Origin of the sequence: Streptococcus sp. 9903, from assembly GCF_013276625.1 — a bacterium.
In the GTDB taxonomy this organism is placed as follows: Bacteria; Bacillota; Bacilli; order Lactobacillales; family Streptococcaceae; genus Streptococcus.
In genome coordinates this window covers 39457-63035 of record NZ_VMLI01000023.1, presented here as the reverse complement: position 1 = coordinate 63035, position 23579 = coordinate 39457, and the positions used below count along the sequence as shown (strand labels likewise).

20 protein-coding genes are annotated in these 23579 nt (G+C 41.3%); all 20 read right to left on the bottom strand.

All coding sequences use genetic code 11. The features are described 5' to 3' along the window. Window positions 1–175: 175 nt before the first annotated feature. Complete coding sequence (locus tag HT696_RS08770) at window positions 176–1450, bottom strand: hydroxymethylglutaryl-CoA reductase, degradative (RefSeq protein ID WP_173282477.1); 1275 nt, start codon at window positions 1448–1450, stop codon at window positions 176–178. Further along, window positions 1450–2622, bottom strand: coding sequence for a hydroxymethylglutaryl-CoA synthase (locus HT696_RS08765; protein ID WP_050252772.1), 1173 nt, complete (start codon window positions 2620–2622; stop codon window positions 1450–1452). The genes HT696_RS08770 and HT696_RS08765 overlap by 1 nt, the downstream gene beginning before the upstream one ends. 130 nt (window positions 2623–2752) lie before the next feature. Continuing rightward, window positions 2753–3001 carry a hypothetical protein gene (locus tag HT696_RS08760; protein ID WP_173282527.1) on the bottom strand — a complete coding sequence of 83 codons (249 nt, stop codon included), beginning with the start codon at window positions 2999–3001 and terminating at the stop codon, window positions 2753–2755. A gap of 169 nt (window positions 3002–3170) precedes the next feature. Continuing rightward, complete coding sequence (locus HT696_RS08755) at window positions 3171–3611, bottom strand: threonine/serine exporter family protein (RefSeq protein ID WP_173283566.1); 441 nt, start codon at window positions 3609–3611, stop codon at window positions 3171–3173. A 1-nt stretch (window position 3612) separates the two neighbouring features. Continuing rightward, window positions 3613–4371: a threonine/serine exporter family protein gene (locus HT696_RS08750; protein WP_023943605.1), complete on the bottom strand. Its 759-nt coding sequence runs from the start codon at window positions 4369–4371 to the stop codon at window positions 3613–3615. A gap of 114 nt (window positions 4372–4485) precedes the next feature. Then, window positions 4486–6465, bottom strand: a complete 1980-nt coding sequence (gene stkP / locus HT696_RS08745; RefSeq protein WP_166732302.1) for a serine/threonine-protein kinase StkP — start codon at window positions 6463–6465, stop codon at window positions 4486–4488. Continuing rightward, a complete protein-coding gene (locus HT696_RS08740) occupies window positions 6462–7202 on the bottom strand; it encodes a Stp1/IreP family PP2C-type Ser/Thr phosphatase (protein ID WP_173282475.1) in 741 nt (246 codons plus the stop codon). The genes stkP and HT696_RS08740 overlap by 4 nt, the downstream gene beginning before the upstream one ends. Before the next feature lie 14 nt (window positions 7203–7216). Continuing rightward, window positions 7217–8530, bottom strand: coding sequence for a 16S rRNA (cytosine(967)-C(5))-methyltransferase RsmB (gene rsmB, locus HT696_RS08735; protein ID WP_173282474.1), 1314 nt, complete (start codon window positions 8528–8530; stop codon window positions 7217–7219). After that, complete coding sequence (fmt, locus tag HT696_RS08730) at window positions 8523–9458, bottom strand: methionyl-tRNA formyltransferase (RefSeq protein ID WP_173282473.1); 936 nt, start codon at window positions 9456–9458, stop codon at window positions 8523–8525. The genes rsmB and fmt overlap by 8 nt, the downstream gene beginning before the upstream one ends. 12 nt (window positions 9459–9470) lie before the next feature. Then, window positions 9471–11867 (bottom strand): primosomal protein N', encoded by a 2397-nt coding sequence (locus tag HT696_RS08725; RefSeq protein WP_173282472.1) that lies wholly within the window; start codon window positions 11865–11867, stop codon window positions 9471–9473. Window positions 11868–11932: 65 nt separating this feature from the next. After that, the gene (gene rpoZ, locus HT696_RS08720; protein WP_173282471.1) at window positions 11933–12247 is read right to left on the bottom strand and encodes a DNA-directed RNA polymerase subunit omega; all 315 of its coding nucleotides are present in this window, start codon (window positions 12245–12247) and stop codon (window positions 11933–11935) included. A 24-nt stretch (window positions 12248–12271) separates the two neighbouring features. Further along, window positions 12272–12898 (bottom strand): guanylate kinase, encoded by a 627-nt coding sequence (gmk, locus tag HT696_RS08715; protein ID WP_000775041.1) that lies wholly within the window; start codon window positions 12896–12898, stop codon window positions 12272–12274. Between the two features lie 138 nt (window positions 12899–13036). Further along, entirely contained in the window at window positions 13037–14650 is a 1614-nt protein-coding gene (locus HT696_RS08710; RefSeq protein WP_173249593.1) for a ribonuclease Y, read from the bottom strand. Window positions 14651–14773: 123 nt separating this feature from the next. Continuing rightward, window positions 14774–17746, bottom strand: coding sequence for a DEAD/DEAH box helicase family protein (locus HT696_RS08705; RefSeq protein WP_173282470.1), 2973 nt, complete (start codon window positions 17744–17746; stop codon window positions 14774–14776). An 89-nt stretch (window positions 17747–17835) separates the two neighbouring features. Continuing rightward, window positions 17836–18390, bottom strand: a complete 555-nt coding sequence (locus HT696_RS08700; RefSeq protein WP_173282469.1) for a hypothetical protein — start codon at window positions 18388–18390, stop codon at window positions 17836–17838. After that, window positions 18387–19355, bottom strand: coding sequence for a DUF6731 family protein (locus HT696_RS08695; protein ID WP_173282468.1), 969 nt, complete (start codon window positions 19353–19355; stop codon window positions 18387–18389). Before HT696_RS08695 ends, HT696_RS08700 begins: the two co-directional genes overlap by 4 nt. Further along, window positions 19356–20645, bottom strand: a complete 1290-nt coding sequence (locus tag HT696_RS08690; RefSeq protein WP_173282467.1) for a restriction endonuclease subunit S — start codon at window positions 20643–20645, stop codon at window positions 19356–19358. It lies immediately after the preceding gene. Continuing rightward, window positions 20638–22746 (bottom strand): class I SAM-dependent DNA methyltransferase, encoded by a 2109-nt coding sequence (locus HT696_RS08685; RefSeq protein ID WP_173282466.1) that lies wholly within the window; start codon window positions 22744–22746, stop codon window positions 20638–20640. The genes HT696_RS08690 and HT696_RS08685 overlap by 8 nt, the downstream gene beginning before the upstream one ends. A gap of 214 nt (window positions 22747–22960) precedes the next feature. Next, the gene (locus HT696_RS08680; RefSeq protein ID WP_000924730.1) at window positions 22961–23215 is read right to left on the bottom strand and encodes a Txe/YoeB family addiction module toxin; all 255 of its coding nucleotides are present in this window, start codon (window positions 23213–23215) and stop codon (window positions 22961–22963) included. A gap of 3 nt (window positions 23216–23218) precedes the next feature. Next, window positions 23219–23473, bottom strand: coding sequence for a type II toxin-antitoxin system Phd/YefM family antitoxin (locus HT696_RS08675; RefSeq protein WP_173254102.1), 255 nt, complete (start codon window positions 23471–23473; stop codon window positions 23219–23221). Window positions 23474–23579 lie beyond the last annotated feature (106 nt).

The following is a 23579-nucleotide window of genomic DNA, read 5'->3' as shown; positions in this document are numbered from 1 at the left end:
CAAAGAGCAAACTAGGAAACTAGCCGCAGGTTGCTCAAAGCACTGCTTTGAGGTTGTAGATAAGACTGACAAAGTCAGTTACATATATCTATGGCAAGGCGAAGCTGGCGTGGTTTGAAGAGATTTTCGAAGAGTATAAGCACAAGAAAACTCAGACCGAATTCGTCTGAGTTTTTTATGATCTTAAATTTTCTAGGTAGCGCTGGGCTGTCTCTAGGTTAAAGGTTTTATCTGCGATAAGACGCTCGATTAGGGGAGCAACTTCAAACTCACTAGCACCTGCTAGGAGAGCCAAGGATTTGGCCTGCAATTTCATGTGGCCTTGCTGAATTCCTGTGCTGACTAAAGCTTTCAGGGCTGCAAAGTTTTGGGCAAGTCCGATAGACACGATAATCTGGGCTAATTCTTTGGCAGAAGGATTTCCCAGTAGTTCATGACTGAGGGCTACACGAGGGTTGAGACCGATAGAACCGCCCTTGGTCGCTACAGGCATAGGTAAGGTCAGCTGGCCCACCAATTCTTCTCTTTCCATGTCCAGCGTCCATTGACTAAGACCTTGGTAATGTCCATCTCGACTGGCAAAGGTATGGGCCCCAGCTTCGATGGCACGCCAGTCATTACCAGTGGCAATCAAAATGGCATCAATACCATTAAAAATCCCTTTATTGTGAGTAGCAGCTCGATAAGGATCAGCCTGTGCAAACTGGCTAGCCAAAGCCATTTTCTCTGCAATGTCTCGTCCTTGATCCTTTTGGCGACTCAAGTAGCGAAAGGCGAGGCGACAGCTTGCAGTCACCAGAGAATCGGTCGCGTAGTTGGACAGGATCCCCATAAGACTCTGTCCCTGACTAAGTTCTTCTAAGACTGGTTTCAAGGCTTCCAGCATGGTGTTGAGCATATTGGCTCCCATAGCTTCTTGGGTATCGACATGAAGATAAACAACGAGAAAGTCTGTTTCACCTTTAATCTGTTCTACATGTAAATCACGAGCCCCGCCCCCGCGTTTAACGATAGAAGGATAGGCTTGATTGGCAAGTTCCAAGAGCTCAGTCTTTTTGTTTGCAATCTTCTCTTGGGCTTGTTCAGGATTAGCAACTTGATAAAGGGCTACCTGTCCAATCATCTTACGCTCATGCACTTGAGCAGTAAAGCCACCTGCTCGCTTGATGATTTTGCTGGCATAGCTAGCCGCAGCAACCACGGACGGTTCTTCTGTCACATAGGGAACTGTGTATTCCTGACCGTTAACGAGAACCTCTGGGACCAGCGAATAAGGCAGAGAAAAAGTTCCCACTACATTCTCACTCAGCTGGTCTGCGACAGTCACGCTAATTTGTTCATCCTGCTCCAGACTCTCTTGTCTCTCAGGACTAAGGAGCGCCTGAGTTTTTAACAGCTCGAGGCGCTCTTGGTATGATTTTTTAGAAAATCCATTCCAACTTATCTTCATTATTTTTCAACCTTGCTATAACGGCGTTGGTGGTCAACAATTTCAACCAAGGCAAAATCTTGATTTTCATAGCCAGCAAACTGGGCAGAATTTGTTTCATCCAAGTCTACTTCCTCAAAGAAGACTTTTTCATAGTCTGCAACAGACAGGGCAGTTCGTTGGTTGAGCTTATTCAAACGGTCTTTATCCAGATAAGCTTCGTATCCTTCAACCAATTCACCACTAAAGAACTCAGCTACGGCCCCACTTCCGTAACTATAAAGGGCAATTTTATCCCCAGCCTTCAAGCTATCTGTATTTTCCAAGAGAGATAGAAGCCCAAGGAAGAGAGAACCTGTATAGATATTCCCCACCTTTTGACTGTAGAGAATAGACTGATCAAAATGCTTTTGCAAGAGGTCTTTTTTCTCTTGAGGCAGGCTCTTATCCATGATTTTTTTCAAGCCTTTTAGCGCTAATTTAGGATAAGGCAAGTGGAAGCAAACCGCCGCAAAATCATCTAAAGTAAGCTGGTAGCGTTTTTGATATTCCAGCCAAGTCGTTTTCAAACTATCCAAATATTGTTGGGTAGAATAGACACCATTTACATAAGGAGTTGTCGAGTAATTTGGACGCCAAAAATCCATGATGTCACGGGTTTGAGCTACATTGTCATTATTAAAGGCCATCATGCGTGGATTTTGTGTAATCAACATGGCCACACTTCCAGCACCCTGAGTTGGTTCTCCTGGAGTTTCAATACCGTATTTGGCAATATCACTGGCAATGACCAAGACCTTGGACTCTGGAGAATTTTCCACATGCAATTTGGCATAATGAAGGGCAGCTGTCGCTCCATAGCAGGCTTCTTTAATCTCGAAACTACGAGCAAAGGGCTGGATGCCCAGCAAACCATGTACAAAGACGGCTGCAGCTTTACTTTGGTCAATTCCTGACTCAGTCGCCACAATGACCATATCGATTTCTTGTCTTTCTTGCTCAGTTAAAATAGAGTCACTAGCACTGGCCGCCAAGGTCACGATATCCTCAGTCAAGGGCGCAATACTCAATTCCTCGAGTAAGAGTCCTTTGCTTAATTTTTCAGGGTCAATTCCCCTCGCTTCTGCTAAGTCTTGTAATTTCAAGACATATTGACTGGTCGCAAAACCAATCTTATCAATACCGATTGTCATATTTACCTCTGTTTTATCATTCATGTAAAAAATCGTTCAGTACTATTTTATCACAAATGGTAGTAAAAGAGAGAAAAAAGACTTGATTCACCAAATCAAGCCTCTTATTGGTAATAATTTTAAAGAATGATCAGTTGCTAGAGAGTTCACCAACATAAGTAGCTTTATAAGCCCCATTCTCAGTTATCAGTTCCTGGAGGATTAAATTTCCTGAGTAAGTTCTTCCCATCTCATCTACAAATTCTTGATAAAACTGACTGGTCGGAATTTCTCTGACATCCTTATCAAATGTCTTGTCAAGTGTTTTACTAACCTTTTCAGCAATCAACTGATTCTCTTGCCATCCACTTTGAAACTCTGAACCCGAACTAGAAACCATGACTGGGATAAACAACAAAGTCAGTAGACTTACAGACAATAAGAAAAATAGTGATTTTTTCATGATTTTTCCTCCTTTCTATATATAGAATAGCACATATAGAAAGCCTTGTCACTATATTTATCTCATTTTTCAGAAAATTCTTTTATTTCTGTAAATTCCCCAATGCTCAATGTGTTTTTATATAATGATACAGTCTGAGAATCACTGTTCCACTAGCCATTCCAATGGAAATGACCAGGGCCAGCATGACAACCAAGGTCGCACTTGCCAGCGCTTTATTATAATCCCCTGTCACAAAAAAGGCAGTTGTCCGATAGGAGAGATAACCCGGAACCAAGGGTGCCAAGATGGCCAAGATAAAGACTACGGCAGGAGTCTTATAAAGAATACTTAAAATCTGGCTGATACAAGAACCGATAATAGCCGCAATGAAGGTGGCTACGATAACATTGGTCGGTTCTTTAAGCAAGAGATAAATTAGCCAGACAGCCATGCCCAAAATCCCTCCTGGTAAGAGCATGGACCGCTGAACATTGAGTACGATTAGAAAGGTAATAATAGCAAGAAGACTTGCTACTGCTTGTAATAAAAAGGTTGTTAGTATCATATTAGTTCATCAATACCAAGGCGACAGAAGTTCCCGCCCCTAAAGCAAGGGTAATGAGCAGGGATTCAAACATCTTGCTCATACCAGAGTTTATGTGGTTAGTCATAATATCACGAACGGCATTAGTCAAGGCAATCCCTGGTACAAAAGGCATGACCGCACCAGCTATAATCAAGTCTGCCGTTGAAGGAAAGCCTGTGTAGCGAGCCCAAAACTGGGCAATCATTCCAAAGACGAAGGCCCCAGCAAAGGCTGTTACAAAAGGAATTCGGATAAACTTCTCCACATAGAGGGAAAAGGCAAAACCAAATAAGGTCGCCACTCCTGCCCCAAGTGCGTCGTAGATATTTCCACTAAACATAACCGAAAAGAAAGGAGCACTTAAGGTCGCAGCTAAAGTTACCTGCAACTTAGTATAGGGAAGGGGTTGGGCTTGCAAGGCCGTCAATTGCTTAAAGGCTGTTTCTAAATCAATCTGCCCCCCAACCAGCTGACGAGAAATCTGGTTGACATCGCAGACTTTTTCGATGTTATAAGAAGAGGAGGTCACGCGCTTCATGCGCGAAATATTGGTATTTTCAATGGAGAAAAAGATGGCAGCAGGCATGGCAAGGACATTGCAATCCACAATCCCCTGCGAATGCGCAATCCGAATCATGGTATCTTCTACACGATGAATTTCTGAGCCACTTTTAAGGAGAATAGTCCCCGCTAGCATAATCACATCAATAACTGCATTTAATTCTTTTGACTCTTCCATGCATTCCTCCTTTTATCAACTCCCTCTATTTTATCACAAATCTGGAGTCAAAAAAAATCTTTGCCATGAAATCATGACAAAGATTGATTACTCATTTTGATTATCCATCTGATTTTAAGGAGTAGCTGAACTTGTTTTAGGTTTGTAGATTGAAATCTTGACTCTAGTCTTATTGAGGTCTACCTTTTCACCTGCTCTAGGACTTTGTTCAACGACTGTACCTTCAGCAGTTCCAGCGGGAGCTGTCGACACTTCTACAACTTCTATATTGGCTTCCTTAATCCCAACAATTTGAATCAAATTATTCTTAGTAAACTCCAAGCTGGAACCAATGTAGCTCGGCATGGCAACACTTGTAACTTTTTTAGCTACTGTCAAGACGATTTGAGTAGGTTTACTCAAATCATAAGGGATACCTGCACCTGGACTTTGTTTCATAATCGTTCCTGGTTCGCTTTCGCTGGACTCTTCTTCCTCTATCTTAATCAAATTCTCAGGAACCTTCTTCTGCTTGAGTTCCGAGATGACTTCTGTAGAGTTCCGTCCAATATAGTTCCCTAATTGAATCGTCGTAGCTTTTTTAGCTACTGTCAAGACGATTTGAGTTGCCTTGCTCAAGTCATAGGTCGTACCTTCTGGTAAACTTTGCTTCATGACCGTTCCAGCCTCACTCTCATTCGACTCTTCTTCCTCAATTTTAATCAAATTATCTGGAACTTTTTTCTCTTTTAATTCCGCTATGACATCAGAGGATTTCCGGCCGACATAATTACTAATTTGGAAAGATTGCTTGCCTGATGAGACAACCAAATTGATTTTCGTTCCTTCTTTTCGACCAGTTCCAGCGCCAGGATCTGTACGGATAATCCGCCCCTCTTCCACCTTTTCACTGGCCTCTGACTTCTCCTCGCCAATCTCAAAATTGGCTTTCTTGAGGGTTTCCTTGGCTTCCGCAACTGTCTGACCTGCCACATCTGGAATGGCAATGGTTGCAGGAGTTCTGGATAGTATCCAAATAAGAGAAGCTGCCACCAACACAATGCTGGCCAAAAAAATCAGGTAACGCATCTTAAATCTACGTTTTTTCGGTGCTTGTGGTTGGTAAGTTTCCTCTGTCACAACCTGGCTTGTTTTTTTGATTGGTTTGTGTTCTGTCTGCGCTTGAACCTTAGGAATCGAAGTCAAGGTGCTCTGGGATACTTTTGGTAGAGTCTTGGTGTCCGCCTTAGTCGCATCATCAAAGACCAGCTTTGGTTCATTGCGACGATTATAAGACAAACTACTAGACAAGTCCACATACATTTCAGCTACTGATTTGTAGCGATCTGTCAATTTCTTAGCAGTTGCCTTGATAACAACATTCTCCAAAGCCTGGGGCACAGATGGATTCTCAGCAATAACGGACGGCAGGGGCTTTTGGAAATGCTGGAGGGCGATGGTCACTGCACTATCCCCATCATAAGGGATATGGCCTGTCAGCATCTCATAGAAGATAATCCCCATGGCATAGATATCACTTTGTACAGTCGCCTTAGAGCCACGCGCCTGCTCTGGTGACAAGTAATGCACCGACCCCAGCATCGAGTTAGTCTGAGTCAGACTCGTCTCAGCAAAGGCTACTGCAATCCCAAAGTCTGTAACCTTGACAGTCCCATCTGGTGTCAAAAGGATATTTTGAGGTTTCAAGTCCCTGTGAACAATTCCTCTGGTATGGGCCAAACGCATAGCCAAGAGAATTTGTCCCATGATACGGACAGCTTCTTCATTAGAAAGAGGATAATGTTCCTTGATATAGCGTTTAAGGTCAAGTCCAGCCACATACTCCATAGCAAGGTACTGTTGACCGTCTTCCTCGCCAATATCTGTTATCCGAACGATATGAGGATGGTCTAAATCTGCCATAGCTCTCGCTTCACGCTGAAAACGAGCTACAGCTATCGGGTCCGTCTGGTAGTTGGTCCTCAGAACCTTCACTGCCACTTCTTCCCCATCTAAGATTAAGTCTTTGGCTAGGTAGACATCCGCCATGCCTCCTCGACCAATCTGTTTGACAATCCGATAGCGCCCGGCAAAAATCTTGCCGATTTGGATCATTCTGCATCCTCCTCGTTCATAGAAACAAGGACAACCGTAATGTTGTCTAAACCTCCTGCATTGTTAGCAAAACGAACAAGTGTCTCCGTCTTATCTGCTAAAGGAATATCACTGGTTACAATATCACGAATCTCACTGCCTGAAATCATGTTGGTTAAGCCGTCACTATTGAGCAAGAGATAGTCACCTGACTCAAGGATAACTGTCCCAAAATCAGGCTGAATTTCATCTTTTTGCCCAATAGACTGGGTGATAATATTTTTTTGCGGGTGAGCTTCTGCCTCTTCTGGTGTCAATTGACCAGCCTTGAGCAATTCATTGACCAAAGAATGGTCGCTCGTCAACTGATGGTATTCTTCTCCACGAATCAAGCCGATACGCGAATCACCAATATGAGCATAGATAGCTTGATTGCCAATAATAGCAAGGACTTCCAAAGTAGTTCCCATGCCTCTGTAAGCTTCATCCTGACCAAGCTGGTGAATCTTTTGATTTTCAATTTCTAGGTAATGGGCGAACCATTCACGCACTTCATTGACTGTATCGATTTGGGTATCGACCCAAGCTATACCTAGGTCTGTTACCGCCATTTCACTAGCGATATTCCCTGCGCGATGACCTCCCATCCCATCAGCTAAAATAATCATGGTACGCCCAGCTCTATTGACATAGTGGTTGACATAGTCTTGGTTATTTGTTCGTTTCTGACCAACATCTGTTAATAATGAAATTTCCATGTGTCAGTTCCTTCCTAATCCGATATCTTGCGAAATTGACTGATGAAGAATCCATCACTTCCATACAATTCAGGTGTAATGAGGATACATCCGTCTTTCATGATATCCTTACATTCATGTTCTAGTTTTACCTGCTCGAACTCAGGATGACTTTCTAAAAACGCCTCAACGACTTGAAAATTCTCCTCTGAGACAATAGTACAGGTACTATAAGTTATTATACCACCTTTGCCTAGTGTTTGACAAACACTACCTAATATTTCTAGCTGAATTTCCTGTAAGGACGCGAAATCTGCCGTTTCTTTATTGTATTTGATATCTGGTTTGCGACGCAGAAGACCAATTCCTGAACAGGGAGCATCCACCAAAATCTTATCAAATGAATCCTGACCAAAAAACTCATGCACCTTTCTGGCATCCAATTTTTGCCTTTGAACCCGATCTGCAACTCCCAGACGTTGGGCATTTTCTTGGATTAAGTCCAACTTATGGTCGTACAAGTCCAGAGCCGTAACCTGACCTGTCGTGAGATAAGAGGCTATATGGGCTGTTTTCCCACCCGGAGCCGCACAGGCATCTAGAACCTGCTCATTACCTTGTAAATCAAGCGTCGGAGCAACCAGCTGACTGGACTCGTCTTGGATGGTAATCGCTCCATCTGCAAACAAATCATGGCCTGCAAAATGCCCCTGCTCCTTAACCAAACCAGAAGGAGACAAGGATGAATCACTGGCCTCCAACAAGGTTCGGATTTCCTCTTTTCGGCTTAAATCAGTCACTCGGATGCTGGCCTTGTTACGCACCAAAAGGCTTTCAAAAATAGCTTGCGCTCGCTCTTCTCCGTATTCTTCCTTGAGCTTGGCAACTAGCCAAACCGGGAGAGAATAGGCAATGGAATCACGTTTGTTTTTTCGTTTGATGCTAGCAATATCTGGCCAGCCTTCACGCAGAATACGACGAAGGACGGCGTTGACTAATTTTTCACTGCCTTTTTTACGAACTTTGGCCAATTCCACTGCTTCATTGACCACAGCATGATCTGGAATCTTATCCAAATAGCGGAGTTGGTAGGCACTCATGAGAAGAAGGACATAAAGCCAACTGTCTAACTGGTCTCTGTCTTCGATAAAGTGGGATAAGTACCATTCCAGAGTCAGTTTACGGGCTACCGTTCCATAGACCAGCTCGGTCACCAAACCCTTGTCCGCTGCTGAAAGTTGACTTCCCTTGAGGTGCTTATTTAAGGCGATATTTGAGTATGCTTGATTGATAAAGACATCCTCTAATACTGCTAGGGCTATACTTCTAGCCGTTTCTACTTTAGTCACCAAATCGTTCTCCTACAGTCAATGTCCGTCCAACTCCGTTGAGGAAGGAAGCAATGTCCATCTGAGGCTTACCAGCTGGTTGCACTTGTTTGAGAGATAGAGCTCCTTCTGTCGTTGCGACAATCAATTCTTTCTTGCCAATAGAGAGGATCTCACCTGGATTTCCCTGACCTTCTACTGGTAGAGCTTCATAAATCTTAAAGCGCTCACCCTTAAGGAAAGTATGGGCAACAGGCCAGGGGTTCATTCCACGGATTTGGTTAAAGAGTTGACGATTGCTTTTATTCCAGTCCAATTTTTCTTCTTCTGGCTTGATATTTGGCGAGAAAGTGACCTGACTTGGATCCTGCGGTTCAGGTTTGATTTCCCCAGCAATATAGGCAGGCAAAGTGTCCAAAAGCAAATCACGACCAACTAGAGCCAATTTTTCAAACAAGGTGCCAACATTGTCCTCATCTGTGATCGGAATGCTACGACGAGAAATCATATCCCCTGCATCCATTTCCTTAACCATCTCCATAATGGTCACACCAGCTTCCTCATCCCCTTGAATCAGGGCATAATGGATAGGTGCACCACCACGGTGTTTAGGAAGGAGGGAAGCATGAACATTGACCGCAAAGCCCATGCTATCAAGGAGTTTGCTTGGGAGAAACTGCCCAAATGCGGCAGTCACAATTCCATCTGCTCCTAGCTTCATAATAGCTTCCATCTCTGGACTTCCAGATAATTTTTCAGGTTGGTAGATTGGAAGACCCGCTTCTTTGGCAGCTTGTTTAACTGGGGTTTCCTGAATCACTTTTTTACGTCCGACAGCGCGGTCTGGCTGGGTCACAACGGCTAGAATTTCGTAACGGTCATCTGTCAAAAGCCCTTTTAAAACTGTTGCTGAAAAGTCGGGTGTCCCCATAAAGATTAGTTTTGTCATATCTTCTCCTTCTTATAAAAATTGCTGTGGCTCATGGTCAATGCTGAGACGGAGCTCACTATTTTCCCGTTCTTGAGTCAAGGCCAAGACCTGGTTGAGAGTCGGCCCCAGCTCATCTTCTAAACGGTATTTAATTAAAATCTGGTAATGGTAGAGGTTGTGAGTACGAGCGATGGGCTTGGGCGTTGGACCAAGAATGTGACTGGTTTCTGACAAACCTGACCGCAAAATGTTCATGACTTCATAGGCACGTTTGACCACCTCTTCTTCTTTCTTGTGAGAAAGGGTAATGCCAATGGTAAAATAGTAAGGCGGATAACCAAGTTGTCGTCTGATACCCATTTCATAGGTATAAAAGCCCTCGTAATCCTGATCCTTGGCAAATCGAATAGCGTAGTGCTGAGGATTGTAGGACTGTATCAGGACCTGACCAGCTTTTTCAGCACGACCTGCTCGGCCTGCCACCTGAGTCAAGAGCTGGAAGGTTCTTTCAGAAGAACGGAAATCAGGCAGATTTAAGGCCGTATCCGCATTGAGCACTCCGACTAGGGTTACATTCGGAAAATCCAATCCCTTGGCAATCATCTGAGTACCTAGTAAAATATCTGCTTCCCCTCGTCCAAACTGGTCAAGTAGAGCTTGATGACTGCCTTTCTTACGCGTCGTATCCACATCCATACGCAGAATACGTGCCTGGGGAAAGAGCTCTGCTAGCTCATCATAAGCCTTCTGAGTCCCCGTCCCATAGTAACGAATACTTCGGCTCTTACAGTTAGGGCAGGCCTGAGGAATGTCCTTCGAGAAGCCACAATAATGGCAGTTCATGGTCTTGGTATCCATGTGCAAGGTCAAGGAAATATCACAGTTGGGACAAGTATCCACGGTCCCACACTCCCGACACATGACAAAGCTAGAATAACCACGACGATTGAGCATGAGAACCACCTGCTCTTTTTTATCCAGACGGTCCTGAATAGCTTCTAACAAAGGAGGCGTAAAATTTGACGTCTCATTTTGTCCGATATAGTCCCGAAAATCAATCACTTGAACCTCAGGGATTGTAGCCAAAGGATTGGCCCGTTGGGTTAGACGTAAATGTTGATAGACGCCTTTGCCAGCCCGAGCACGGCTTTCCAGACTAGGAGTTGCTGAACCAAGCACCAAAGCTGCTTGATTATACTGAGCCCGTAAAATAGCTACCTCTCTAGCATGATAACGGGGATTGCTGTCCTGCTTATAAGTCGCTTCATGCTCCTCATCGATAATCATAACACCTAGATTTTTCAGCGGAGCAAAGATGGCCGATCTGGCACCCACAACAACTTGAGCATCTCCACGTTCCACTTTGCGCCATTCATCATACTTTTCACCATTGGACAGGCCAGAATGAAGAATGGCCACCTTGTCCCCAAATCGAGCAATAAAGCGCTCCGTCATTTGTGGAGTCAAGGAAATTTCAGGTACCAGCAAAATAGCTGTCTTGCCCTTGTCCAAGGCCCCTTGGATAATCTGCAAATAAACCTCGGTCTTCCCACTTCCTGTAATCCCTTGAAGGAGGAAGGGAGGCTGATGACTGCCAATCGCACTGACAACCGCATCACGCGCCTGTCTTTGCTCTGGATTCAATTCCAAAGGCCGACTTGCCTCAATCCCTTCAAAATAAGCAGCCGAGCGTTGAACTTCCTTTTGGACTATGGTAACAGCACCTTGTTCTACAAAGAAGTTGACTTGCTCCCGCGAATAGAACTCTAGCAAACTAGACAAGGAAGCACTCTCAGGATGAGAAAGCAAATAATCTCTCAATTCTAACTTTTTCTTGGCGCGTGTAGAAATCTCTACACTTTCTAATTGAGCAAGGTCTACCTCATACCAAGACTGGGTCTTGACCTTCTTTTGATCAATCGCCTGATATTCTAGACCAAGCAGGCCTTTTCTAGTCAAACGCATCATTTCAGCTTGCTTAGCTAAATCCAGAGAAGAAAAGGCAAGCGAATCTTCTGAACCAAACAAGCGCTCTCGGTCTTCCTGACCCAGACCTGCCAGAGGATAGAGAATCTTGTCATAGCTGGAGTTTAGAAATCCCGGTAACATAGCCTTGAGGATAGAGATTTTATAGGAAAAGACGGACTTGCGGAGCTCTTCAGCTAGCCAGAGTTGTTCTTGCGTGAGAACAGGAGAAAAATCCAGCACCTCAGCAATATCTTTTAAATCTTGCTCCATCTCTTCCTCATCTGATTGAGAATCCAAACCAAGAACAATCCCTTGAATCAGGCGATTTCCCTTACCGAAGGGCACGTGAACCCGCATCCCAACTTCTAGCATTCCCTCAAATTCCTCAGGAATCCTGTAACTATAGGGCTGGTCCGTCTGCATCAAGGGCACATCTACAATAATCTTGGCTATAGCCATCTTCTCACCTCCTCCTTGTCAGTACATTCTTGCAATAGAAAAAATAAGATTGAGTCCCCCCAACCTTAAATTTTTTCACCATCTTCTTTTTCTTTAGCAATTTGCTCTTTGATTTTCTTTTCTTCTTCTTCTTTGCGGCGTTTTTCTTCTTCGACACGGCGACGCACAGCTTCACGTTTTCCTTCTGGATCTGGGTGAATTGTAACGTTTCCTGATTCGATTTCTTCTAAAGCGCGAAGAGTTGATTTTTCAGACTTAAAACCTTGAGTTGCTGGCGCACCTGCTTCCAATTCGTGGGCACGTTTTGCTTCCAAGATTACGAGTGAATATTTTGATGGAACCTTGTCGAGCAAGGTATCAATAGAGGGTTTTAACATCATTTGCTTGTACCTATTTTCTAAATTTTATCGGGTAGTTGGAGATTTTGGTAACATCTCCTGATAGTGACCAATGACACGATCCACACGGAAGTGCTCTGCTTCGATCACACGTTTGACACGCTCAGCAGCTAGGGGCACCTGATCGTTGACAATCGCATAATCATACTCACGCATAAGCGCAATTTCTTCCTTGGCTTTTTCGATTCGTTGGGCAATCACTTCTGCACTGTCTGTTCCACGTCCTACCAAACGATCTTGCAATTCATCCAAATCTGGTGGTGTCAGGAAGATAAAGACAGCATCTGGAACCTTTTTCTTGACCTGAAGAGCGCCCTGAACTTCAATTTCAAGGAAAACATCGATTCCCTTGTCCAAGGTTTCATTGACATAGGTCAGAGGAGTTCCATAATAGTTGCCGACATATTCTGCGTATTCCAACATCTGTCCTTGACGAATCAGCTCTTCAAACTCTTCACGAGTACGGAAGAAATAGTCAACACCGTCCACTTCTCCAGGACGTTGTGCGCGTGTCGTCATCGATACAGAGTATTGAAATTGGTTTTCAGAACTCTCAAAAATCTCTCTTCTAACCGTTCCTTTTCCAACCCCTGAAGGACCAGAAAAAACGATTAGTAAGCCTCGGTCTGCCATTGTGTCTCCTTTTAGTCAGTCTGTAAAAATAAAATAAAATTTTCCTTCAGATAGTAGCATTTTACACAAACTATCCTTCTACAGTCTTTCTATCTAGTGTAACAAAAAAGCAGTAATTTTTCAACTGCTCTTTCTTATTTATTTAGCATAATCTACTGCACGAAGCTCGCGAATCACGGTTACCTTGATATTTCCTGGGTAATCGAGATTGTTTTCAATTTTCTCACGAACTTTGTGAGCCAAGATTGTGACTTTGTCGTCCTTGATTTGTCCTGGATTTACCATGATACGAATTTCACGTCCTGCTTGAAGGGCAAAGCTAGTTTGTACTCCTTCAAAGCCGTTAGCAATTTCTTCCAAATCATGAAGACGTTTGATGTAGCTTTCAAGAGACTCACTACGAGCACCTGGACGGGCTGCGCTCAAGGCATCTGCTGCAGCGACGATCACTGCAATCACGCTCTCAGCTTCAACATCGCCATGGTGGCTAGCAATCGTATTGACCACAACTGGGTGTTCCTTATACTTACGAGCCAATTCCATACCGATTTCAACGTGGCTACCTTCAACCTCACGGTCAATGGCTTTCCCGATATCGTGAAGGAAGCCAGCACGACGGGCAAGAGCCGCATTTTCACCAAGCTCACTGGCCATAATACCAGCCAACTTAGCAACCTCAATCGAATGACGCAAAACATTTTGTCCATAAGAAGTGCGGAATTGCAAACGACCCATAATCTTCATCAAGTCTGGATGAAGGTTTGGCGCACCAATCTCATAGGCAGCGGCCTCACCGTATTCACGGATTTTATTGTCGATCTCTTGACGGTTTCTCTCAACCAACTCTTCGATACGAGCTGGGTGGATACGACCATCTTTGAGCAACATTTCCATAGTCATACGGGCAATCTCACGACGAATCGGGTCAAATCCTGACAAGGTCACCACTTCTGGTGTATCGTCGATAATCACATCGACCCCTGTCAAACTTTCAAAGGTACGAATGTTACGACCTTCACGACCAATAATGCGTCCCTTCATAGTATCGTCTGGTAGATGAACTGTTGAGTTTGTTGACTCCGCTACATATTCACCAGCAATACGTTGCATAGCTTGAACCAGGATGTCCTTGGCCATTTTGTCAGAACGTTCCTTGACCTCTTGCTCAGCTTCACGAATACGGCTGGCAATCTCCTTGGTCAAGTTCTCCTCTGTCTGAGCCAAGATAATATCTCGTGCTTCTGCCTGAGACAGGGCACCAATACGCTCTAGTTCTGCTTCTTTTTGTCTTTCGACTTCCTCTAATTGCTCTTCACGCGCATCAAGGTTTTTCGCTCTATCAGAAATACTTTGTTCTTTTTGTTCAAGTGTTTGTTCTTTACTCGTCAAATTGTCGTCCTTACGGTCAAGGCTAGTAGCTCTCTCTGTCAAACGACTTTCGATTTGTTTGAGTTCTTGACGTTCTGATTTGAATTCAGCGTCCACTTCTTCACGGTATTTTCTGGCTTCTTCTTTGGCCTCCAATAGTGCTTCTTTTTTAAGAGACTTGCTTTCACGCTTAGCTTCATTAACAAGTAAATCCGCTTCACGCTCAGCTTGTCCACGTAAATTAGTTGCTTCTTGTTCAGCATTTAAAAGCATCAACTCCGCAGCTTCCTGAGATGATTTCATCTTAGCTGAGATGCTGACATATCCAATGACTAAACCAATGATGACGGCAAAAACAGCAATCGCAAGCGACATGATTTCCATGTTTTTACCTCATTTTATTGTTATTCCGAATGACATACATTCTTTTACATTCTACCATAAAAAAGTGATTTTCACAAACCTAAAATAGAATATGTTTTGGGGAAATTAGTCTGAATTTTAGGATTACACTTCTTCGGATCCCTTCAAACTTTTGAACACATCATCAATAAATATATCTGCTAATCTCTTCTTGAAAGAATCATTATTTAATAGAGCACCAAATAAATCTTGACTCTGAGAGTATCCTTCTATGAGAGCATTGTCAATCTCTTCTTCAAAAGCAAAAACGAAGTCTTCTCTGGAGTTGACACGAGCAGATTGCTTTAGTCTCGGATTCTTTTTCATCAATTCACGAATGGATACCGCTCCACTTAGACCGACTTGGTGATCAATATCCAAATCCAACTGTTCGTTAATTTCATCTAAGATTTCAGATAAACGCTTCTCCTGGTCAGTCGTAACACCTCCAGTACTTGGCTTGGTAAGTATTAACTCTGGATGATATTCCAATTCAGAAACTGACCTGAAAGAACCTGTTTGCTTATGTTTCATATAGTCCACTACGATCTTATCTGCTATTGTAAAATCATTTCCTCCAATGCGAACATCAATCATCTTGACAAGGCTTTGCAGATAATTATAACGTTCGTGCAGAACTTCATTTTGATAAGCAGTTGCCTGAATCAAGAAAGTATACATTCTAAGAAAACCTCGAATAACCTTTCGAATAGAAAGTTGTTCTTTCTCATCAAACCGTCTAACTCTATCATAACCTTGATTTAACAGAGAAACCATCTTTTGTTTTTCTCTGCTGTTTCTCTTTTCTTGGTATAAGAATTGATTAAACTCATGAACAACATCACTGTCCAAAATACCATACTCATCAATTTTCCGATCCAAGGTCAAGACATCGCTAGGTGTGACTGTATCTGCTAAAATAGTCTCACGGTAGTAGGGAGAAAAAGCTGAGCGAATATCGTCATAAGTATTTTTAAAATCAAGGATAAAGGTCTTCTTGTTGTAGCCTCTATAGATACGATTCAAACGAGACAATGTTTGCACCGCAGCAACACTTCGCAACTTTTTATCCACATACATAGCAACCAGTTTTGGTTGGTCAAACCCTGTCTGATACTTATTTGCCACAATCAGGATTTGGTAGTCTTCCGTATCAAAATGATCTTTCAAATAATCTTCCTTGACCTGATTCATTTGCGACTCAGTATATTCACTACCTTGATAATCAACCTTGCCAGAAAAGGCAATCAGGGTTCCAATACTAGTGATACTGTGGTCTTTGAAGTACTTTTGAAAGGCCAATTGATACTTAACTGCTGCCTCACGACCCGAAGTCACAATCATAGCCTTACCTTGACCACCCAATTCAGCCATAATATCATGACTGATAAAGTGATCCATGATAATTTCAACCTTTTGATTGATATTTTCATCAGATAATTCTACAAACTTTGCAATCTTACGCTTAGCAAGAGTCGTTTTTAGCTCAGGATCTTCTTCAACTGCTTTATTGAGCTTGTAATAGGTCTTATAAGTCGTATAGTTATCTAAAACATCTAGAATAAAACCTTCCTCAATAGCTTGCTTCATACTATAAACATCAAAAGGAGCTTTAGAACCATCTGCTTGTGTTGTCCCAAATAGCTGTAGAGTTGTCGCCTTGGGAGTTGCAGTGAAGGCAATGATTGAGACATTGTCCTGCTTACCTGTCCGAGCAATCTCCTGCTCGATAGCATCCGCAACACTTACTTCTTGAATCTCATCGATAGTTCCATCTTCTGTATCTGTTTCTGTCAAGACTTGACTAACCGAACTCATATAGGATCCTGTCGTTGAACTGTGGGCTTCATCAATCAGGATGGCAAATTTCTTTTTCGCAGTGTTCCCTACAGACATCCAGTTGGATTGGTTGATTTGGGCAAACTTATGAATCGTCGTAGCTATGATTTTTGTATTTCCTGCAATCGCATCCGCTAAGTCACTGGAGGTTTCTTTGTCGCCCATTACCTTGACCACTCCAGGCTTGTGGGAGATTTCCTTGACTGCTTCTTGCAATTGACGGTCAACTACGATACGGTCTGTTACGATTAATACAGTATCTACGATGTTTTGATTCTGATCATCATGAAGAGAAACTAAGCTGTGAGCCAACCATGCTATGGTATTGGTTTTACCTGAACCAGCTGAGTGCTGAATCAGATAATTACTGTCAGTATGGTTGACTTTCATGTCCTCTAGGAGACGGCTAACTGCTCTTCGCTGATGGTATCTCGGGAAAATCAGGGTCTTCTTTTTATGCTTATCCATCTCAAAAAAGATAAAACTCTCTAGTAACTGGAGAATACTATCCTTGGTCAAGACATCAAGCCACAAGTAGTCTGTATTGACACCATCAGGGTTGTGAGGGTTGCCACTTCCCATCTCAATACCTTCCCCTTTCCCCACATTAAAAGGTAGAAAATAGGTTTCTTGTCCTTTCAATTGCGTCGTCATATAGACTTCTAGGGTATCCACTGCAAAGGAAGCCAAGACTCCCTGTTCAAAACGGAAAAGACGATTCTTAGGATTGCGCCCCTTGAGCTGCTTGATGGCATCCTGAACAGACTGACCACTGGTATTAAACTTAAGCTCTATAGCAAATAGTGCTAATCCATTGATAAAGATAACAAGGTCAATGCGGTCGCTCTCCTCATAAACCACTTCTTCCATAACAGATAGACAGTTGGATTGGTATTGTTGAACAGCCTTTTCATTAAAACTAGTCGCAGGTTTACGGTAGAGAAGACGAAGTTGTTTATTTTCAATAAAGACACCCTCTTTTAAGGCGAATAAAAAGCCACCCTTGACGATTTCTTTATTAATCAGATTGACGATTGTCTCCTTGCTAAGCTTTTTAAGAAGATAGTCCATGGTCTCCTCTTGGGTCTCCATCAGAAAATCCCACAGGAGTTCCACATCCATGGCTAATCTAGGATCGTAGAAAGTAGCGTCCCGCTGAATATAGTCATTTTTTTCTTTCAAGTCTTTGATAATCCACTGCTGGAAATCATAGCGCTCCTTCAAGCCCAAATTTGCCATAGCTTCTCACTTTCTTTTTCTCTATTTCTATTACTTACTAATTTGCAAAAAATTCATTTCACTATCTATACAAGACAAATTTCAATAGTTTAAAATTTACCTCCGTTAATACGGGAGTATCTTTCTATTTTTTCTTCTTCTGTTTCTGTATCCGTGTTTGATTTCAATCTTACTTCATCCTCAGATTTATAGAATAGCATTTTTAAAAGTAGTCTTATAGAACGATATGACATACCTAAAAACACACCCGCACTAAATATCCAAATATAAAATCCAACATAATTAACTTTTATCTGATTTTCACCTAATAAAAACAATACATTGTTATGATATCGTAATTCTTGCATAATAACAGAAAATATATATATCGCAAAAGCTGACACCAAGGATTGAATTAGATTATTCTTGAATACTTTTTCAACTCTATTCTCTTCAAATTTAGTAAGCAGTATATTTCCTGCAACTAAAACAATTCCGTACATAGATGTATAAAATCCAATGATTAGTCCAGAAAACTGAATAAGTGATTCTAAAATATTTTCGTACCCTAACATGTCAGGCCCTATAGACAAACATATACTTAAAAATAAAACAAATAATCCCAGAAACCAAGGATAAGTAATATTTAGAAGAGAATTTCTCATGGTATTGTCCTATTTATTTCATGTTTACGAGCAGTTGTATTTTCATCACCCAGATATAATCTCCTCATTTCAAAAAGAACACTATCAGGATTTAATCTTTGTTTGGGTGGTAAAGTAAATTCATAACTGTCACAAATAAGCGCATTTAATAAGTTCAAAGGTTCAATTTTATTGTACTCATTCAATATAGACAAATGAGCCTTTGAAAATGAATGAGGATTTTCTTCGATTTGCTGCATAATCTTATCAACTTCTTCAACATCTAATATTTCCTCTTTATTTCTAGGCGCGGCAACAAAAGAAACCTCAACATTTAGCCCTTTTAATGGGGAAGCATCGCTTATAATTTTTTCTAAAACGCCATTAAAACTATCAGAAACCTTTCTTGCAACATTATTCTTCTTGTCAAACGTGTTCGCTGTTTTTATTGTTAGTTTTTTAACCCCATTGCATCTTCGTACTCTCTGAAATATTTCTTTAGATACTATTGGTAAAAAATCTATTTTCTGTTTATCTATTTTTTCTAAATTCCAGAAATAATTTATATATTCAATAATTCCACGAATAGACAGACCTTGAATATTTTTTTGTACCATAGCAACACAGTTTGCAGGATCGAATAGTATCATTGTATCCTGAGCAGGATATTCATTTTCTTCTAATTCAAAATCCGATTCTATATCTGAAGTCTTACGAGCTACATATGATGTTTGGATTTCACTTAATCTCGTAAAACGTAATTCCAATAGCCCATCATGATTCACATGCATGTTTTGCAAACGAATTGTGTCTCCACCAAATTCATAATTTTTATCTGAAATAGATAAACTAGACATCGCATCTGAACACCACGTAGTTAAGTCATACATCTCATGAACAATATTATTATTTTGTCTATACTCAACACGAGTTTGAAAATAGAGAAATTTGACCTTTTTTCGGTTATCATCGCCATATGCAACCATTTAATATACCCTCCTCTTCCCTGTTACATAATCATAAATAAGAGTTTGTCGTTGTTTATTAATATTTTTAATTTGCTCGTTCTTAATTTGAATAAGTTTATCTATTTGAACTGTTTTCTTATCAAGAAAATCAACAATTTTTTGTTGTTTCTCGATTTCAAATAGAGGAATAACTATATTTGAAACTAACTGCAAATTCAAACCATCTCTATCCTCGCCTTTCAAGCCTCTAATGTTATAGTAGTTTGCTACAAAAAAATAATATAAATACATATTATTCAATGTTTTGTTATCAACTATAAATGATGCAAGAGATTGATTAGAAGCCGATTCAATTGCTAAAACAGCTGCTGTTCCTTTCGTCTTTCCCTGACCATTTAATGCAAGCATGACAGTCCCATTGGGAAGTAATTTTGTTGATGTTCTTTTTAATGCTAAGTCTGTAATAGTTTCAGAGGTATACTTTACAATACCCTGATTAACCTCACCTGATGACATCCAGTTGATATTTCCATTCCAAAAAAGCGAATTATTTCTATCAGGAGTTGCTCCAGCAGAAATTTGTGAAAAATACTTAACTTTTCCTACTCCCCACCCTTCAGGAACTTGTCCAACCCAGTCGATACCTGAATCTTTCATGGGGACTGTTTTATCCAATCCTTTTGTGACTGTTTCATAAATCAAGCTAGCGCGGTAGTCTTTAAGTTTTTGAATTTGCTCTTCCAATAGGGATTTAACCTTATCTAATTGGGCAGTTTTCTTATCAAGAAAATCAGCAATTTTTTGTTGTTCTTTGATATCCAATAGTGGAATAATAATATTTGAAACTAATTGCAAATTTAAACCATCTCTATCTTCACCTTTTAAACCTCTAATATTAGAATAGTTCGCTTTTAAAAAATAATATAGATATATGTTATTCACCTTTGCATTATCAACTATAAAGGATGCTAAGGATTGATTTGATGCTGTTTCAATTGCTAAAACAGCTGCGGTTCCTTTGGTTTTACCTTGACCATTTAAAGCAAGCATCACAGTTCCTATTGGTAGCAATTTTGTGGAGGTTCTCTTCAATGCTAAAGTTGTGATAGTTTCAGCAGTATGAGTTACAACTTCCTGATTCACTTCACCTGAAGACATCCAATTTATATCTCCGTTCCAAAAAAATATATTATTTCTATCAGGAGTTGCCCCAGCAGAAATTTTTGAAAAAAACTTTACTTTTCCTAGATACCACTCCTCTGGTATCTGTCCGATCCAGTCGATGCCACTCTCTTTCATCCTAGTCATATTTTAGTTCCTCCAAGAGAGTCTGTAGTTCTGCTTCCAGTTCATAAAACTCTGCCAAGAGCTTGTCGGCACTTTCTGGTGCTTGGTAGTGATAGAAATAGCGGGTAAAAGGAATCTCTGCTCCATAGCCTTTTTCCTCATCAAACCAGTAGTGGGCGTCAGGTACATGGGGATAGACCTCACGCGCAAAATAGGTTTCCACATCCTCTGTCAGCTTAACGATTTCACTGTCCTTGGTTGTCTTATCATAGACAATCCCATCGGCAATCTCATTTGCCTTGTCTTTCTTCTTGGTTCGGATAACCTCTGCTGTCTTGTCCATTTCACTCATAGCTAAGGCTAGCGCATTGACATTGGCAGGCGTAAGCTTAAACTCTCCCAGCAAGGCCTTGATGACTTGGGCAAAGTTCTCAAAGTCAGGATAGGTCTTGTCAGAGCTTCCCTTAGCAAGAGCTGTCAGGATAGCTTCTTGCTTGGTCTTGCCAGTTACAAAGTCCTGTAATTTTTTCTCATCCTTGGCTGAACGTGGTTCCATCTCTAGCAATTCTTGGTACTTGTATTCATCAAATAGTTTAGCTAGAAAAGGAACACTTTTCGCTTTCTCAATTGTTTCTTCGCTTATCTGGCCACGACGTTGCAGAGGTTGCATAACTGTAAACTCTCGATAGAGAAACTCTTGATTGTCAAAGATTTTTACATGGTCATTTTCTTGAAAATCATCGTACCAGCGAAGGATCTGACGGATGTTATCTTGGGACAACTCACGGCGTTTTTGACCTAGAGATTTACGTAGAGGAACAAACTCCTCCGCCGCATCAATAAACTGAACCTTGTTCTGGCGCTCAAGAGACTTGTTTTTATTATAAATCCAGATATAAATCCCAATTCCTGTGTTATAGAAAAATTGACCTGGAAGGGCGACTATAGCTTCTAGCAAATCATTCTCAAGGATATAACGGCGAATCTGACTTTCTCCCGATGATGTCCCACCTGAAAAGAGGGGAGACCCATTTGAAATGATGGCTGCACGGCCATTTTCTTCTAATTTTGCAAGAGCATGAAGATGGAAGAGTAGTTGAGCATCTCCAGTTCCTGGAGTCGCGACAAAACGACCTTGACGACCTTCTGTTTTGTCAAAGAGTTGATGATCTTTCTTAACTGCATCCTCAACCCCATCATCCGCATCCTTACCACCCCAAGCTTGACCGAAGGGAGGGTTAGCGATGACAAAGCTCATTTTAGTATCTGGAAAAGGATCTGGATCTTTTAAGGTATCCACCTTCACAAAATAGTCAGAGTCTTCCTGACGAATTAGCATATCTGCACGACCAATCCCAAAGGTTTCAGGCAAAACTTCCTGACCAAAGAGTCGGACAGTGGCTCCTGTATTCAACTGACGGATATAGCTTTTAGCTGTAGCCAGCATCCCCCCAGTTCCAGCCGCCATATCTAGTATTTTCAACTCTTTTTTATCAACAAAAAGTTCTTCGTCTGCCTCGATCAAGAGGAGATTGACCATCAGAGCAATAACCTCACGAGGGGTATAGTGAGACCCCGCTTCCTCATTTTCAGAAAATCGGCGGATGATATCCTCAAACATGTAGCCCATACGCATAGAGTCAACTGAACTTGGAGACAAATCAATTTGAGAGAACTTTTTAATAACCGTGAAAAGGCGACCACTCTGGGCTAGGGTACGGACTTGCTCTTTAAATTTTAGGTTTTCAATGATGTCCTTGACACGATAGGAATAGCCATCCAGATAGGCTAGAAAATTCTCCTCGATTGCATTTGGATCGTTTTGAAGATTTTCCAACGTAAAAGGACTAACATTGTAGTAACGATAGCCTGAGAGTTTCTCCAACACTTTCTCAGGTGTATTGGGATTTGCTTTGTATTGTGCTACCACCTGATCCTTGGTTGGCAGCAAGGCAGCTTCTAAACGAGTCAGGACAAACATTGGAATGATGACATCGCGATACTTATCTGCTCGATAAGCTCCTCTAAGGGTGTTAGCGATAGACCAAACCGTATTGACATCATTAGAAATTTGGATGTCATTTACTTGGAATAGTGGTAGTTTTTCTTTGAAATTAGACATTTACTTCCCCTGTTTTTATTATTAACAATTCTCTTCATTATACCACAAATTAAGAGTTATAAAGCGGATTCAAGGGTAAAGATCGAAGTTCATATACTAATTTTTTTACTGAGTTTTTGTCTTTTGTATTAAGGATTCTGTCATTTTCTAAAAAACTTTATCTTAAACTTACTCATAAAAATTTAAAAAATAAAAAGCCCACCTTTCAGTAGACTTAGTAATGATCTTTGAAAGACAAGAAAGCCACGCTATCCCCATCCATCATATAAATCAAGCGATTTTCTGCGTCAATACGACGTGACCAGGCTCCTTGGTAGTCATACTTGAGTGGTTCTGGTTTTCCTATTCCTGTAAATGGATCACGTTGAATATCCTTGATTAGTTTATTGATTCTTTTTAGTGTTTTCTTATCCTGAGTTTGCCAGTAGCAATAATCTGCCCAGGCATCTTCTGTAAACTTGAGTAGCATTCCTCACTCCTCAATAATATGGACCTGAGTGCTTCCAGCACGGACTTGAGCCATTCCTCGCAAGACCTTGTCAGATAATTCCTTATTTTGAGCGATTCTAAGAGTTTCTTGAATACTATCCCATTCGCTCTTTGAAAGAACTACAATGTCCTCATCTGGATTTTTATTAACCACCGTTAAAGGCTCAAATTCATCATTGACCTTCTTCATGTAGTCTTTTAAATGATTTCGGAATGTTGAGTAAAGAACTGCTTCCATAACCATACCTCGTTTTACCTCTTTTCCACTATTATACACGAAAAGAAAGAAATTGTCAGGAACTTGTACAAGATTTTCTTTTCCATCTATTTATACTCAATGAAAA